Source organism: Pseudomonas sp. GL-B-26 (assembly GCF_019947405.1).
GTDB lineage: Bacteria > Pseudomonadota > Gammaproteobacteria > Pseudomonadales > Pseudomonadaceae > Aquipseudomonas.
Genome location: NZ_JAGYGJ010000078.1, coordinates 1 through 15,191, shown reverse-complemented (window position 1 = coordinate 15,191; position 15,191 = coordinate 1). Strand labels below are relative to the sequence as shown.

Genomic DNA, 15,191 nt, shown 5'->3' with positions numbered 1-15,191 from the left:
GCCCCTTTCCCAGAGGCCGAACGCAGGCGTTGCGCAGGGGGCACCGCGGCAAGGATGCCGCGGTAGCCGCCCCCGGCCATGGATGGCCGATGGCGGCGGGCCCCCGGAGCAATGCCGGAGTGAGGGCATGCCGAGCCTAGGCGAGGCACCGAATGGAGGGGCAGAAGCCCTTGGTTACTTGGGGCTTTTCCAAGTGACTCGCTGTAAAAGCGAAACCGTAATCAGCCGTTACCGCAGAACCGGATATGTACCCCAATAGTAGAGCGCCCCCCAGAGCAAACCCTCTCACCACAAATGTGTGTGCCGGCCTGAAGCCGAAGGGCGCTCGAGGGGCGGTGTAGACTGAAGGCCTGTTCTCTTTCGGCAAGACAAGGGAGTGTGCCCAGCCATGATCGGCGCCGAGTTACTGTCACCCGAAACCCTCACGGCGGGTTGGTTGATCTATGTGCCGGTGCTGATCTGGGCCGTTGCGCGAGCACCGTGGGTCGAACTGTTCAGCGACAGTCGCCGTCAGCATCTGTTGTTCGGTACGGTGTTCGCGCTGTTCATGCTTTGGCTGGTGCGACAAGACTTCGACACCGGCGTGTCCTACCACTTTATCGGCATGACCGCCGTGACCCTGTTGCTCGACTGGCCGCTGGCGATTGTCGGCGGGTTGGTCGCGCAAGCGGGACTAGTGCTGCTCGGGCGGCAGGATCTGGCGGCGATGGGGGTCAACGGCGCGCTGCTGATTCTGCTGCCGGTGCTGGTCACCGAGTGCTGCGCGATCCTGGTGGAGCGAGCGCAACCGCGTAATCCCTTTGTGTATATCTTCGTGTCCGGATTTTTTGCAGCGGCGCTGTCGGCATTGCTATGCCTGCTGTTGGCGCTGTGGCTGCTGTGGTTCGACGAACGTTTTGCCATGCCCTATTGGCTGGAAGATTTTGTCGGATATCTGTGGCTGCTGATTTTCCCGGAAGCGTTCATCAACGGCATGGTGGTCAGTGCGCTGGTGGTTTTCTGTCCCGAGTGGCTGGAGACGTTCAATCGCACGCGCTACCTTTCGGCCCCCTGGAAAGACGACGATCCCAAATCTTGATCCACATCAAAGGCAAAAATCGCTCACGAATCCATGCTCGGGAAAACCTTCAGGAGCATCGAAATGAGTGTCTACGAATGGGCAAGGCAGGAGTTGCGTCAGAGTCTGGATGGGGCGCAGGAAGTGGGGTTTGATCCGGGATTGAGCCTGCGCGCCTTGCTCAGTGCAGTGGTGCAACAGAGCAAGGCAGTGCGCAGCGCCGAAGACCTGGCCGATGAGTTGCGTTTTCTTGCGGAAAACCTCGATGACAGCCAGGACTACGGTTTTATGCGGCCTTGAAGATCAGTGACGCGGCTCGAAGTCTTCGCTGAACAGGTCGTCTTCGGCATCCGGGCTGACCGGAATCTTGTGTTCTTCCGACGCCCAGGCGCCCAGGTCAATCAGCTTGCAACGGTCCGAACAGAATGGCCGGAATTTGCTTTCTGGGCTCCATTCAACAGGGGCGCCGCAGGTTGGGCAATCGACGGTTGGGATTTGGCTCATGACTGGCCTCCACGCAAAGTAAGGTAAAAGTGATGCAGGCGTTCGACCTCGCTGTGCAGCCAGGCGAGGTCGCGGTCGTTGACCACCACATCGTCGGCGTGGCTTACGCGGTCCTGTCGGCTGGACTGGGCCTTGAGGATCGCCTGGACCTGTTGCTCGCTGGTCTGGTCACGCTGCAGGGTGCGCTCGATCTGTAGGTGTTCCGGGGCATCGATCACCAGAACCCGTTGGGTCGTGGCGTACTGCCCGGACTCGATCAGCAGCGGCGAAACCAGAATCGCGTAAGGCGATTGTGCCTTGGCCAGATGATCGGCGATTTCCTTGGCGATCAACGGATGCAGCAACGCTTCGAGCCAGCGGCGTTCGTCTGGCACTTCGAAGATCAGTTTGCGCAACGCCGCGCGATCCAGTTGTCCGTCGGCTTGCAATACGCCGGGACCGAAGTGTTCGGCGATTTTGGCCAGCGCCGGGCGCCCCGGCTCCACCACCCAACGTGCCGCATGATCGGCATCCACCACGTGTACGCCCAAGTCGATGAAGTGCTGGGCAGCCGCGCTTTTGCCGCTGCCGATGCCGCCGGTCAGGCCGAGAATCCAGGGTTTTTCCACAGGGGTATTCATTTCAAACCGACAAACTGCCAATAGAAGCCGGTTATTTGACCACCCCAGAGCAAGGCAATCCAGCCGGCAATTGCCAGATAGGGTCCGAAGGGGATCGGTGTGGAGGTTTTCGCATTGCGCAAACGCAGCAAAATCACGCCGACAACGGCGCCCACCATCGACGATAACAGGATGGTCAGAGGCAGGATCTGCCAGCCGCCCCAGGCGCCGAACATCGCTAACAGCTTGAAATCACCGTGGCCCATGCCTTCCTTGCCGGTGATCAGCTTGAACAGCCAGAACACCGACCACAGCGCCATATAACCGGCCACCGCGCCCCACAACGCTTCATGCAGGGACACGAAGAGCCCGAAACTGTTGATGATCAGCCCCAACCATATCAGCGGCAGCACCAGCACATCCGGTAGCAGTTGATGCTCGGCATCGATCAGGCTCATGGTCAGCAACCCCCAGCTCAGCAGCAGCGCCATGCAGGCTTGCCAGCCGAAACCGAAATGCCAGGCGATGAACGCCGAGAGCAGTCCGCAGGCCAGTTCGGTCAGCGGGTAGCGCTTGCTGATGGCTGCTGCGCAGTTCGAGCATCGCCCCCGTAAAAACAGATAACTGAGCAACGGAATGTTTTCCCAGGCGCGGATTCGATGGCCGCAATGTGGGCACTGGGAATGGGGCAGCATCAGGTTGAAGGTTGGCAGTGGTGTTTCGCCTGGCAAGCCCAACACTTCACGGGCCTCCTCACGCCATTCGCGGTCAAGCATTTTTGGCAGGCGCCAGACCACCACATTGAGAAAGCTGCCAATCAGCAGGCCGACCAACAGGGCTGCGATCACGAAGGTCAATGGGTGGAGGGTCAGAATGTCGTTCAAGGGCATGTCAGATCGCTGTGCCGAGTTGGAAGATGGGCAGGTACATTGCAACCACCAGGCCACCGACGATAACACCCAGCACCACCATAATGAACGGCTCCATCAGACTGGTGAGGTTATCGACCATGTTGTCCACTTCGTCCTCATAGAAGCTCGCGACCTTGTCGAGCATATCGTCCAGCGCGCCGGACTCTTCGCCAATCGCGGTCATCTGGATCGCCATATTCGGAAAAATGCCGGAGGCACGCATGGAGAAGTTCAGTTGCATCCCAGTGGATACGTCCTGCTTGATGCGCAGCACCGCGCGCTTGAACACGATGTTGCCGGTGGCGCCGGCCACCGAATCCAGGGCTTCCACCAGTGGCACACCCGCCGCAAAGGTAGTCGACAGCGTGCGGGCGTAACGGGCCACGGCGGATTTGTACATCAGCGTGCCAATCAGCGGCAATTTCAGCAGCCAGGTGTCCATTCGATCCCGAAAGGTTTGCGACGTTTTAAACGCGTGGCGCACACCGAAGATGGCCGCGATCAGCACGCCGAGCATCGCCCACCACCAGTCCTGCATGAACTCCGAGAGGCCGATGACCATCACCGTGAAGGCTGGCAATTCGGCACCAAACCCTTTGAACACCGATTCGAACTGCGGCACCACTTTGACCAGCAGAATCCCGGTCACAATGATCGCGACGAACACCACTGCCAGTGGGTAGGTCATGGCTTTCTTGATCTTGGCCTTGAGGCTTTCGCTTTTTTCCTTATAGGTCGCGACTCTCTCCAGCAGGGTATCGAGGGCACCGGCCTGCTCGCCGGCATCGACCAGGTTGCAGTAGAGCTCATCGAAATACTGAGGCTTTTTGCGCAGGGAGGCGGCGAAGCTGTTACCCGCCGCGACTTCCTGTTTCACCTCGTCAATCAGTGTGCGCATGGCCGGGTTATCGAAGCCTTCACCGATGATGTCGAAAGACTGCAACAGCGGTACACCGGCCTTCATCATGGTCGCCATCTGCCGGGTGAACAGGGCGATGTCCTGGGCCTTGATGCGCTTGCCCAGGTTGAAAATCGAGGTGGACTTCTTGCGTACCTTGCCGGGGGTGATGCCCTGCTTGCGCAATTGGGCCTTGATCAACGCCGGATTCTGACCGCTCAATTCGCCCGTCATTTTGGTGCCTTTGCGGTCTGTGCCTTCCCAGGCATAGACGCTGATTTTTGCTGCTTTGACCGCCATATTCAGTCCTTGGTGACCCGGTTGATTTCTTCAAGGCTGGTGATGCCTTGCATGGCCTTGAGCAAGCCTGACGTGCGCAGGTCGTTGAAGCCGTCTTTACGCATTTGACTGTCGATTTCCAGTGAATTGCCTTCGGCCATGATCAGCCGTTGCAGGTCCTGTGTGTTCTTCACCACTTCGTAAATCCCGACTCGGCCTTTGTAACCGCCGTTGCACTGATCGCAACCGACAGGCTCATAGATCGTGAATGAGCCGATGCGTTCCTCGGGGAAGCCTTCCCTGAGCAGCGCCTCCCGGGGAATATCGATGGGTTTCTTGCACTGGCTGCACAACTTGCGTGCCAGGCGCTGGGCAATGATCAGGCTGATCGAGGTGGCAATGTTGAAACCCGCAATGCCCATGTTGTGCAGGCGAGTCAGGGTTTCGGCGGCGCTGTTGGTGTGCAGGGTCGACAGCACCAGGTGTCCGGTCTGGGCGGCTTTAATGGCGATTTCGGCGGTTTCGAGGTCGCGGATCTCGCCGACCATGATCACGTCCGGGTCCTGACGCAGAAACGAGCGCAGCGCCTGGGCGAAATCCATTCCCTGTTTGGGATTGACGCTGACCTGGTTGATGCCCTCCATGTTGATCTCAACCGGGTCTTCGGCGGTGGAGATGTTGATGTCCACGGTGTTGAGAATGTTCAGCCCGGTGTAGAGCGACACGGTCTTGCCCGAGCCGGTGGGCCCGGTCACCAGAATCATCCCCTGTGGCTGCTTGAGGGCGGCCATGTACAGGTCTTTCTGATCGGGCTCATAGCCGAGGGCGTCGATGCCCATTTGAGCGCTGGACGGGTCGAGGATCCGGATCACCACTTTCTCGCCCCACAGGGTCGGCAGGGTATTGACCCGAAAGTCGATGGATTTGCTCTTGGACAGGCGCATCTTGATCCGCCCGTCCTGAGGCCGACGCCGTTCGGAGATGTCGAGGCTGGCCATGACTTTCAGCCGCGCGGCGATGCGATTGGCCAGGTGAATCGGTGGCTTGGCGACTTCACGCAAGATACCGTCGGTGCGCATCCGCACGCGGTAGGTTTTTTCGTAGGGCTCGAAATGCAGGTCGGAAGAGCCGCTTTTGATCGCATCCAGCAGCATCTTGTGGACGAAGCGCACCACGGGCGCGTCATCGGCATCCTGTCCGGCGATGGCGTCTTGCTTGTTGTCATCGATCGACTCGATGTCCACGCCATCGAGGTCAACGTCGGCCATGTCTTCCAGGCCGGTGCCTTGGGTGTCGAAGAATTTTTCGATGGCGTCGCTGAGCTTGTCTTCCTCCACCAGGATGGCTTCGGTATTCAGCCCGGTACTGAACTGGATGTCATTGATGGCTTGATGATTGGTCGGGTCGGAAACGCCCACAAATAATTTGTTGCCGCGCCGCCAGAGGGGCAGGGCGTGGTGCTGGCGAATCAGCTTCTCGCTGACCAGACCCTTGGGTTGGGTTTCCTTGTCCAGACAGTTGAGGTCGAGCAAGGCCATGCCGAAGTGTTCCGAAGCGATCTCGGCGACCTGGCGACTCTTCACCAGTGTGTTCTGCACCAGATAACTGACCAGGGATATTTTGTTGCGTTGGGCTTGCTGATACGCCTGTTGCGCGCTTTTGTCAGTGAGCAGCTCGGCCAGGACCAATTGCTTGGCCAGACCGCTAAGGGCGATGTCATTCATTGGGATACCGGACGCAGACAGTTCATGACTTATAGCCTAGTCAAGGGAAGGAACCAAACCAGCGGCGTTCAGGTGACAAAAAGTGTCAGATAGTGCGGATTCTGGGGGTAGGAAAGGGCGTTGCACTCGCCTCACGTCCCCGCCAACAGGGGGCGCGGCGCTTTGGCATGGGCTGTGCTGCGGCTAGTTCAGATCATGAGATTTCGACTCATGCATGGAGCTTGTCTATGAAGACTCAAAAAGGTTTTACCCTGATCGAGCTGCTGATCGTGGTGGCGATCATCGGGATTCTGGCGACGTTTGCGTTGCCGCAATATTCCAAGTACCAGGCCCGGGCCAAAGTCACGGCGGGGCTGGCTGAGATCAGCGCGTTGAAAGTGCCTTTCGAAGACATCATCAACCAAGGCACCAACCCTACATTGCTATTGGTTGCAGGTAACGCGACGGCGACGACCTCCAATTGCACGCTGGCTGCTTCAGGGACGGCTACAGACGGTGCAGGCACGATCACGTGTACGCTGGTTAATGCGCCAGGACCGGTGTTGGGCAAGACCATCACACTGACTCGCTCATCAGGGAACACGGCGGGTGCCTGGACGTGTACCAGCACGGTTAACGCTGACTTCGCACCAAAAGGCTGCCCCGGCAGCGGCGCGTAATCTGGCTGGTTGAACATGCCTCGTCTGTTTGACGGGGCATTTTTTTGTTCGCCGTTCGGGGAAAAATCGAGTAATTGAGAAAACTTCCAACAATTCATGGCCTTAGGCCTGCGGTAAAACCCGCAACTTGCATGTCGATAATTTTGAAGTCATGCATTTTGCATGAATCCGAAAATCAGGTGTTTTTATAAACTATTGATTTATATGTATTTATTGTCTGTCTCAAAGTTGGCACAGCGTTCGCAATATCTCCAGTAACCCTGCTGACAAGACACGCAGCAGACTTTATGAAAAACAGGAGTTACTCGTATGAAGAAGTTCGCTATCGCTGCCGCTACTGCTACCGCGTTGACCCTGACCATGGCCAACGCTGCATTTGCTCAAACCCAAGCCACTCAAGCACCTATGATGCTGGCCGCTGGTGAGGTTACTGAAGCGAAAGAGGATGTTTCCGATACCTGGATCACCACCAAAGTCAAAACAGACCTGGTGACTGAAAAAGGCATTCCTGGTACCGACATCAAAGTCGAAACCAACAAAGGCGTAGTGTCTCTGTCGTCTACCGTTGCGGTAACTGACGCTCAGAAAGCCACCGCCGTGGCGATCACCAAGAAAATCAAAGGCGTCAAAGCGGTCTCCGCTGACGGCCTGAAAGCCGAGTAAGGCAAGGCTTCTCGCCTGGACTGGGAGAAGGCGCGGCAGACGGGCCGAGCAATACGTCTGCCGCCTCAGGAGAGTTCATGCGAAAGGCCATAAGGATGTGGCCATTACAGGCCCCGGCATTCGTGTCAGGGGCCTGTTCTATTTTTGAGCGACGCAAAACAAAATGTGGGAGCGGCGGTGCGACGATTCGACTTGCTCGCGAATGCGGACTCACATACAACATTGATGTGGACTGACACACCGCTTTCGCGAGCAAGTCGAATCGTCGCACCGCCGCTCCCACATTAGGGTTGTGGTGGGTTCAGTTACCGCGCTTGCTGGTGATCTGCTTCAAACGATTACCTTCAAAACGCAGGTACTGGTACATCCCGCCGTTGGGCCCGTAGGTCCATTCCTCGACTTGAAACTCTTCCCGTCGGTTAGCGCTGCGCTTGTAGCCCAACAGATCACGGCTGACCGGTTCTCCGCATTTCTGCAACACTTCGCTGGACCTGTCCCCGACACTGACCAATTGACTGCCGCAGCGCAGGGTATCGGCTGCCGAGGCCTGACTGGCGGCCATCGCCAGAGCCAGGCTCATCAGCCATTTCGCGCCCATCACTCGGCGTCCAGATGCAGTGGCGTAACCACCCGACCGTCACTTTCCGCCTCGCCGAGGTTAGCGTCGATGAAGTACACGCGGTCATCGGCCAACTGACCCTTGTCGACCAGATAGTCCTTGATGCTGCTGGCGCGTTCCTGACCCAACTGACGCAACAGCACGTCGCTGGAACTCCAGAACTTGATCACGCCTTCGCGCATTTTTACCGTGCGTTCTTCCTTGCCAAGATCCTTCCATTCGGCGGGTGGCTGCGTCTTCAGGCGCGTGCGATAGATCCCTTCCAGCAGCGGACCTTTCTCGTTATCCGGTACTTCCAGCAATGAAGCCTGAGCCGGCACCTTGTCACCGCGACGCTGGAGCATTTTGTAGTAGTTGTACTGGAATTCCCGCTCCAGACGTTGCTCGGCGATCAGCGGGCCATCACTGCTTGCAGCCGCCGTGCCTTCGATTTCCAGGCGCAGGGCCGGACGTTCCTTGAGGGCCTGGGACAGTTTCACCAGCGAACCCTCGGCATCCTTGCTCAGGTCGCTTGAGCCCGGGGCGAACGACACAGTGCCCAAATCTTCTGAACCACCGCCACTGACCAGCCCGCCAATCATTTTGAAGGGCGCCGCGGCGGCCTTCACGATCAGGTTGCGCAGGGTCTGCCAGATGATAGGCATGACACTGAATTGCGGGTTGTTCAGGTCGCCGCTCACCGGCAGCTCGATGGAAATCTTGCCGTCGACATCCTTGAGCAACGCGATCGCCAGCTTCAGCGGCAGGCTCACGGCGTCTGGACTGTCGACCTTTTCACCCAGTTGCAGCTGCTCGACCACCACTTTGTTTTCGGCCAGGAGTTGGCCGTTGGTGATCTTGTAATGCAGGTCGAGATTGAGGCGGCCCTTGCGGATGCGGTAACCGGCGAACTTGCCGGAGTAGGGCGTGAGCGTGGTCAGTTCAACACGTTTGAAACTGGTGGCGATGTCGAGGCTGGCCATCGGGTCGAACGGGTTGACGGAGCCCTTGATGGTGACCGGTGCATAACGGTCGACCTTGCCTTTGATATCGACGCTGGCCGGTTTCGCCTGACGGCTGTCGATGGTGCCAATTTGCCCATTGAGCTGTTGAATGGCCGTGGCGAAATTCGGGGTCAGGCTGAAGTCGGCGAAGTTGGCCGAGCCGTCATTGATGGCAATGCCGCCAATGTGGATGCCCAGCGGTTTTTCCTTGCTGGCAGGTTTGGCCTCAGCAGTTTTGGCGCCTGAGTCGGGCGGTTGCGGAATCAGCAGATCATCGATATTGGTGGTGCGGTCATCGTTGATCATGAAGCGCGCATAAGGCTGGAACAGGTTGACCTTGTCGATCGACAGGCTGTCGCCGTGCTGATAGTTCAGGCCTTCAAGCACCAACTGCTGCCACTTGAGGAAGTCGCGGGTTTTGAGGGTGTCGAGGGTATGCAGTTGATCGACCTGAGCACGGCCGGTGACGCTGAATGCCAGCGGCTCGGTGCTTTTCAGATCGACCGCCAGATCACTGCCGAGCATGCCGCTGCGCAGTTCCAGGCGAATGAACGGGGTGATGTAGGACTGGGCGACGCGCAGGTCGATGTCCTTGGTTTGTACGTTTAACCTGGCGCTGACCGGGGCGAGATTGACGATACCGTCTGCCGTGATCTTGCCTTGCTTGCCCACGCCCGTATCGAGCTTGAGGTTAAAAGGCGAGCCATTGAGGCTATCGAAATTCTGCAGGTCCAGGTTCAACGGGCCGACATCCAGCGCTACGGCGGGTTGCGCCTTGCGGTCAGCCAGATGCACTTGGTAATTGCGCAGTTGCACGTCTTTGAGCAGCACTTGCCATGGCTTGCTCGGTGGCGCCGGTTCGGGTTTCGGTGAATCGGCGGCTGCCGGCGTGCTGGCCGGCTCGGCCTTGGCTTTGACGGCTTCTTTGGACGGTTGGCTGGCGAACAGTTTCTGCCAATCGAGTTGCCCGTCGGCTTCGAGGGCGGCCCAGGTTTCCAGTTTCTGGCTGCGGATCTTGCCGACGACCACTTGCTGCTTGGCCAGGTCCACGGTGGTGTCACTGATGTCCAGCCGCTCAAGCTTCGCCAGCGGTCGACCGTCTGGTGCTTTGATCGCAAACGGCGCGATGCTGACGGCGACGTTGCTCAACAGCAGCTCGGTCTCCTTGGCCAGGTTCAGTTTGTAGTCGGTGCTCAGGCTGAGGACGCCGTCTTCAAGCACCAGTGGCACCGCGTCACGCACATAGGGCCAAAAGGATTTCATCTTGCCATCGGTGATCTTCAGCTTACCTTCGGAGGCGATCGGGATCAGGCTGAAATTGCCGGTCCAGTCGATCTGTCCACCTGCCGGGCCGATGGCCACCAAGGTCATGTCGGCACTGTCTTCAGGCAGGGTACTGAGGTTTTTCAGTTCGAAGTCGAGTTTGTCGTAGAGGAATTCGATGGGTTCGCTGGGGCGTTGATCCTGGAAGTGCACGACACCGCCGGCCAGTTTGATCCGCTCGATGCGCAACGGGAACGGTTTGGCGTTCGGGTCGGCCGGGGTCGGTTCACTGGCGGGGATTTTGAACAGGCCAAGCAGATTGAGCTTGCCGTCCTTGCCGAAGAGGATTTCGGTCTTGGGTTTGTCTATTTCGATATCGGACAGGTGCAGCGCCTTGGTCCAGAGGCTGTCGATCTGCAAGTTTGCATACAGTCGCTCGAAGCCGACCTGCTCCTTGCCCGGCTCGCCGATGATCAGGCCCCACAGGGTCACTTCAAGGCTGAACGGGTTGAGTTCGATCCGCTGAATCGTCGCGGGCGTCGTTGCGTAATTGGCCAATTGTTGATTGGCCACCCGCAACGCGATGCCCGGCAAAATCAGAAACCCCAGCAGGCTGTAGAGGGCTAGAGCGGTCAACAGAGCGCCAATAGCGCTAATCAATCCTTTGGGCATGTGTGGCTTCATCTGTCTGAATCGGAGTGCGTTGGAGTATGGCACGCGTTTCCGGTTCCGAAGTGATCAAGCTTTATAGGAATTATATGATTTTTCGGACGAATCTCAGAGTTGCAGAATCAGGGTTTTTAGCGGCGGCTGCTCATCCATTGACGGAAAATCGCCGCCCGGTTTCATCACTGTCCATTCACGAACTGGACGACCGGCTTTCTCTGCACAACGCAAAACCTGCTCACGCCAATCGTCCATGCTGACTTTTGCCAGGTTGTTGCAGCAGATCAGCACGCCATTGTCGGCGGTGGTCAGCAATGCCGGCTTCAGCAGGCTTTGATAGTCGCGCAGCAAGTCGACGGTGCCGAAAGCGCTCTTGGCCCAGGCTGGCGGATCCAGCAGCACCAGGTCGTACTGACGCTGTTCCAGACGCTGATAGCTCGGCAGTTTTTGCCCGCGGCGCAGGCTGATCGGCAGGCCGGCCAACTGGCGGATGGCCGGGAAGTAGTCGGACTGGATGAAGTCCATGGTCGGCAACTGCGGATTGAGCAGGCCGTTCTCACGGCCGACAGCCAGGTTGCCTTCAGCGAAGTCGAGGTTGCAGACTTCGCTCGCGCCACCGGCCGCAGCACTCAGGCCGACGCCACAGGTGTAGGCGAACAGGTTCAGCACACTTTTGTTTTTACTGTGCTGTTTGACCCAGCCGCGCGTGTTGCGCAGGTCGAGGAACAGCAGCGGATCCTGGCCGGCGTGACGGCCGCGAACCCGGTAATTCAAGCCCCATTCGTGACCGATCAAGTCTTGCAGGGCGGCTTCGTCGGCGCGGTAGACGGTGTCTTCACGGTCAATGCGCGAGTTGCCACGGGAGCGATCGTTGTAGACCAGCAGCGTTTCGAGGCCCAGGTGCTGATTGATGGTGTCATGCAGTTGCAGCAGCGCATCTCGTTCCAGCGACTGGTGAAAGCTTTGCACCAGCAATTGCGGGCCGTAGCGGTCGATCGTCAGGCCGCCGGCGCCTTCCTGGCTGCCGTGGAACAGGCGATAGCAATCGGTGCCTTGCTGATGCAGTTCGGCCAGCAGGTCTTGGCGACGATCGAGGGCGGCGCGCAGCGCCTGATTCAAGGAAGACATGCTGGGCGCCTTGCAGGAGGGAATTTGGCGCGGGAGTTTAACAGCATTGCACCTGTGGCGAGGGAGCTTGCTCCCGCTCGAGTGCGAAGCGCTCGCAAAATCTTCGACAAGTACAGAGGTTATGGGGCCGCTTCGCAGCCCAGCGGGAGCAAGCTCCCTCGCCACAGATAACCGACATTCAGCGTTATTTTGTGTAGGGCCTGAGCTCAGGTGAGCAAACCCATCCGTCGTTTGGCCCGGTGCGCCGAGCCGTTACGCACCGCCCAGCGCAGCATCGGCACGCTGCGATTGACGCTGGCGCGGATCAGCTTGCGTTGCAGCGGGCTCTGGCTGACGCCAAGCATGTCACTGGCCCAGTCCGGCAGCAGGTCGATCCCGGCCTTCATCATCAAACCGCCGAAAGGTCTGGCCAAACGGCTGGGGGACGGGGCGTTCAACAACAGCCGTAACACCTCTCGACTGCGCTCATCGCACAGTAGCTGTGGGCGAATGCGTTCAAGGTAATCGGCAATTTCCTGCCGCGAACGCGGCACGTCACGGGCGCCGAGCCGTTCGGCGACCAGCGCGATTTCCGCGTAGTAACGGTCCTGATCAGCAAGGGAAAGGTTCGGATTGCGGTAACGCAAATGGGCCGCGAGGAAGTTGCTGACTTCGGCCACGTGCACCCAGGTCAACAGATCGGGATCGCTGGCGGTGTAGGGCCGGCCATCTGGTGCCGTGCCGGTCACTTGCAGGTGGATGGTGCGGACTTTCTCGATCAGCCAGTCGGCGTCCTTTCGCGAACCGAAGGTGGTGCCGGAAATGAACTGCCCGGTGCGGCGCAGTCGGCCGAGCATGTCCTCGCGAAAATTCGAATGGTCCCAGACCCCGGCCAGGGCCAGTGGATGCAGTGCCTGCAGCATCAGGGCGCTGATGCCGCCGATCAGCATGCTGCTGAAGTCACCATGCACTTGCCAGCTCACCGAATCGGGGCCGAACAGGCCGGGATCGCCCTTGGGGTTTTCCAGGTCGAGCTTGCCCAGCGACAGACCGGTCAGGCTCATGATCTGGGTTTCGATACGGGTTCGGATGAATTCCATGGCGACTCAGTGGCGGAAAAGGAGGCGCGGCCATTAACGGCCGCGCAGGCTTTTGAAACAAGCGATTATTGGTTCAGGCGTTTATCGACCAACTCCTGGACCACGCTCGGGTCAGCCAGGGTCGAGGTGTCGCCCAGGCTGTCCAGTTCGTTGCAGGCGATCTTGCGCAAAATGCGCCGCATGATCTTGCCCGAACGGGTTTTCGGCAAGGCCGGCGCCCACTGGATCAGGTCCGGTTTGGCGAAGCTGCCGATTTCCTCGCTGACGTGAGCGAGCAATGCTTTCTTCAGTTCGTCACTGGGTTCGGTGCCGTTCATGGGGGTGACGAAGGCGTAGATGCCCTGGCCCTTGACGTCGTGGGGGTAACCGACCACCGCCGCTTCGGCGATGCTGTCGTGCAGCACGAGCGCGCTTTCCACTTCCGCGGTGCCGATGCGGTGCCCGGAGACGTTGATCACGTCGTCAATGCGCCCGGTGATCCAGTAATCGCCGTCCTCATCGCGCCGTGCGCCGTCGCCGGTGAAGTAGTAACCGGGGTAGGGCTTGAAGTAGGTGTCGACCATTCGTTGCGGGTCGCCGTAGACGCTGCGGATCTGCGCCGGCCAGCTGGACTTGATCGCCAGCACGCCGCTGCCGGCGCCTTTGATTTCCTTGCCCACTTCATCGAGCAGCACCGGTTGCACGCCGAACATTGGTTGCGTGGCGCAGCCGGGTTTGATTCGTTGAGCGCTGACCAGAGGGCTGAGCATGATGCCCCCGGTTTCGGTCTGCCACCAGGTATCGACGATCGGACAACGCTGTTCGCCGACGGCATTGAAGTACCACTCCCACGCTTCCGGGTTGATCGGCTCACCGACAGTGCCGAGTAATCTGAGGCTCGCGCGGGAGGTTTCCTTCAACGGTTCGGGGCCTTCACGCATCAGGGAACGCAGGGCGGTCGGGGCGGTATAGAAAATGTTCACATGGTGCTTGTCGATCACCTGCCAGAAGCGCGAGCCGCTCGGGTAGCTCGGTACGCCTTCGAAGATCAGCGTGGTCGCGCCGTTGGCCAGCGGACCGTAGACGATGTAACTGTGGCCGGTGACCCAGCCGACATCGGCGGTGCACCAGAAAACTTCGTCGTCGCGGTAGTCGAGCACGTACTTGAAGGTCATCGCCGCTTGTAGCAGATAGCCGCCGGTGGTGTGCAGCACGCCTTTGGGTTTGCCGGTGCTGCCGGAGGTGTAGAGGATAAACAGCGGGTCCTCGGCGTCCATCGGTTCAGGCGGGCAATCGTCGCTGACGTCGCGCAGCGCCTGGTGATACCAGATGTCCCGGCCCTCGACCCAGTCCACTTCGCCTTGGGTGCGCTCGACCACGATGACGGTGCTGACGTTCGGGCAACTGTGCAGCGCCTTGTCGACTTTCTGCTTGAGCGGCACGACTTTACCGCCGCGCACGCCTTCATCGGCGGTGATCACGGTGTGGCAGTCGGCATCGAGAATCCGGTCACGCACAGAGTCCGGAGAGAAACCACCGAACACCACCGAATGCACCGCACCAATGCGCGTGCAGGCGAGCATGGCGTAGGCAGCTTCGGGGATCATCGGCATGTAGATGCACACGCGGTCGCCTTTCTTCACGCCACGGCTTTTGAGCACGTTGGCCAGGCGACAGACGTTGTGATGAAGTTTTTTGTAGCTGATCTGCGCGGATTCGGCGGGGTCGTCGCCTTCCCAGATGATCGCGATTTGATCGCCGCGCTTTTCCAGGTGACGGTCGATGCAGTTGTAACTGACATTCAACTTTCCGCCGGCGAACCAGCTCGCCTCACCGGTTTTCAGGTTATAGCGCTGGACGGTATCCCACGGCTTACTCCAGTCGAGAAAGCGTGTGGCCTGTTCGGCCCAGAAGGTGCTGGGATGTTCGATGGACTGGCGGTACAGGCGCTTGTAGTCGTCTTGACTTAATTGTGCAGCCCGGCGGACGGCATCGGCTTGGGGGAACGTGCTGATATCGAACATGACGGTTCCTTATTCTTGTTTTGCGACAAGTAATAAAGATGCGCCGAGTAGCGAAAGGGTTCAAGCCAGACACAAAACCAATGTGGGAGCGGGCTTGCTCGCGAAGGCGGTGGGTCAGTCGACATAAATGCTGAATGACAAACTGCCTTCGCGAGC

At 58.9% G+C, this 15,191-nt stretch carries 14 protein-coding genes; 4 read left to right on the top strand and 10 right to left on the bottom strand.

Features of this window, described 5'->3' with window-relative positions; genetic code table 11:
- The first annotated feature begins 388 nt into the window (after positions 1 to 388).
- Both KGB23_RS29425 and KGB23_RS29420 read left to right on the top strand, forming a co-directional pair.
- Positions 389 to 1,078 carry an energy-coupling factor ABC transporter permease gene (locus KGB23_RS29425; RefSeq protein WP_008153325.1) on the top strand — a complete coding sequence of 230 codons (690 nt, stop codon included), beginning with the start codon at positions 389 to 391 and terminating at the stop codon, positions 1,076 to 1,078.
- Between the two features lie 63 nt (positions 1,079 to 1,141).
- Entirely contained in the window at positions 1,142 to 1,357 is a 216-nt protein-coding gene (locus KGB23_RS29420) for a hypothetical protein (protein ID WP_033054332.1), read from the top strand.
- 3 nt (positions 1,358 to 1,360) lie between these two features.
- Here the strand turns inward: KGB23_RS29420 and yacG are convergent, their stop codons facing one another.
- Genes yacG through pilB form a run of 5 tightly spaced genes read right to left on the bottom strand, consistent with a single transcriptional unit; the run spans position 1,361 to position 5,972 of the window.
- Positions 1,361 to 1,561: a DNA gyrase inhibitor YacG gene (yacG, locus tag KGB23_RS29415; protein ID WP_046049370.1), complete on the bottom strand. Its 201-nt coding sequence runs from the start codon at positions 1,559 to 1,561 to the stop codon at positions 1,361 to 1,363.
- On the bottom strand, positions 1,558 to 2,181 hold the full coding sequence (coaE, locus tag KGB23_RS29410) for a dephospho-CoA kinase (protein ID WP_223433610.1): 624 nt from the start codon (positions 2,179 to 2,181) through the stop codon (positions 1,558 to 1,560). The genes yacG and coaE overlap by 4 nt, the downstream gene beginning before the upstream one ends.
- Positions 2,178 to 3,050, bottom strand: a complete 873-nt coding sequence (locus tag KGB23_RS29405; RefSeq protein WP_223433609.1) for a prepilin peptidase — start codon at positions 3,048 to 3,050, stop codon at positions 2,178 to 2,180. The genes coaE and KGB23_RS29405 overlap by 4 nt, the downstream gene beginning before the upstream one ends.
- A gap of 1 nt (position 3,051) precedes the next feature.
- A complete protein-coding gene (locus tag KGB23_RS29400) occupies positions 3,052 to 4,269 on the bottom strand; it encodes a type II secretion system F family protein (protein ID WP_223433608.1) in 1,218 nt (405 codons plus the stop codon).
- A 2-nt stretch (positions 4,270 to 4,271) separates the two neighbouring features.
- Positions 4,272 to 5,972: a type IV-A pilus assembly ATPase PilB gene (gene pilB, locus KGB23_RS29395; protein WP_223433607.1), complete on the bottom strand. Its 1,701-nt coding sequence runs from the start codon at positions 5,970 to 5,972 to the stop codon at positions 4,272 to 4,274.
- 227 nt (positions 5,973 to 6,199) lie between these two features.
- On the opposite strand from pilB, the gene KGB23_RS29390 reads away from it, so the two are divergent.
- Entirely contained in the window at positions 6,200 to 6,631 is a 432-nt protein-coding gene (locus KGB23_RS29390; RefSeq protein WP_223433606.1) for a pilin, read from the top strand.
- Positions 6,632 to 6,940: 309 nt separating this feature from the next.
- A complete protein-coding gene (locus KGB23_RS29385; RefSeq protein ID WP_223433605.1) occupies positions 6,941 to 7,294 on the top strand; it encodes a BON domain-containing protein in 354 nt (117 codons plus the stop codon).
- Between the two features lie 301 nt (positions 7,295 to 7,595).
- On the opposite strand, the gene KGB23_RS29380 is transcribed toward KGB23_RS29385, so the two are convergent.
- The 5 genes from KGB23_RS29380 to acs form a co-directional block, all read right to left on the bottom strand.
- A complete protein-coding gene (locus KGB23_RS29380) occupies positions 7,596 to 7,892 on the bottom strand; it encodes a DUF2845 domain-containing protein (protein WP_123367810.1) in 297 nt (98 codons plus the stop codon).
- A complete protein-coding gene (locus tag KGB23_RS29375; RefSeq protein WP_223433604.1) occupies positions 7,892 to 10,843 on the bottom strand; it encodes a DUF748 domain-containing protein in 2,952 nt (983 codons plus the stop codon). The genes KGB23_RS29380 and KGB23_RS29375 overlap by 1 nt, the downstream gene beginning before the upstream one ends.
- Positions 10,844 to 10,936: 93 nt before the next feature.
- Positions 10,937 to 11,953, bottom strand: a complete 1,017-nt coding sequence (locus tag KGB23_RS29370; protein ID WP_223433603.1) for a class I SAM-dependent rRNA methyltransferase — start codon at positions 11,951 to 11,953, stop codon at positions 10,937 to 10,939.
- A gap of 206 nt (positions 11,954 to 12,159) precedes the next feature.
- On the bottom strand, positions 12,160 to 13,032 hold the full coding sequence (locus tag KGB23_RS29365) for an oxygenase MpaB family protein (RefSeq protein ID WP_223433602.1): 873 nt from the start codon (positions 13,030 to 13,032) through the stop codon (positions 12,160 to 12,162).
- Positions 13,033 to 13,097: 65 nt separating this feature from the next.
- Positions 13,098 to 15,035, bottom strand: coding sequence for an acetate--CoA ligase (gene acs / locus KGB23_RS29360; RefSeq protein WP_223433601.1), 1,938 nt, complete (start codon positions 15,033 to 15,035; stop codon positions 13,098 to 13,100).
- Between the last annotated feature and the right edge of the window lie 156 nt (positions 15,036 to 15,191).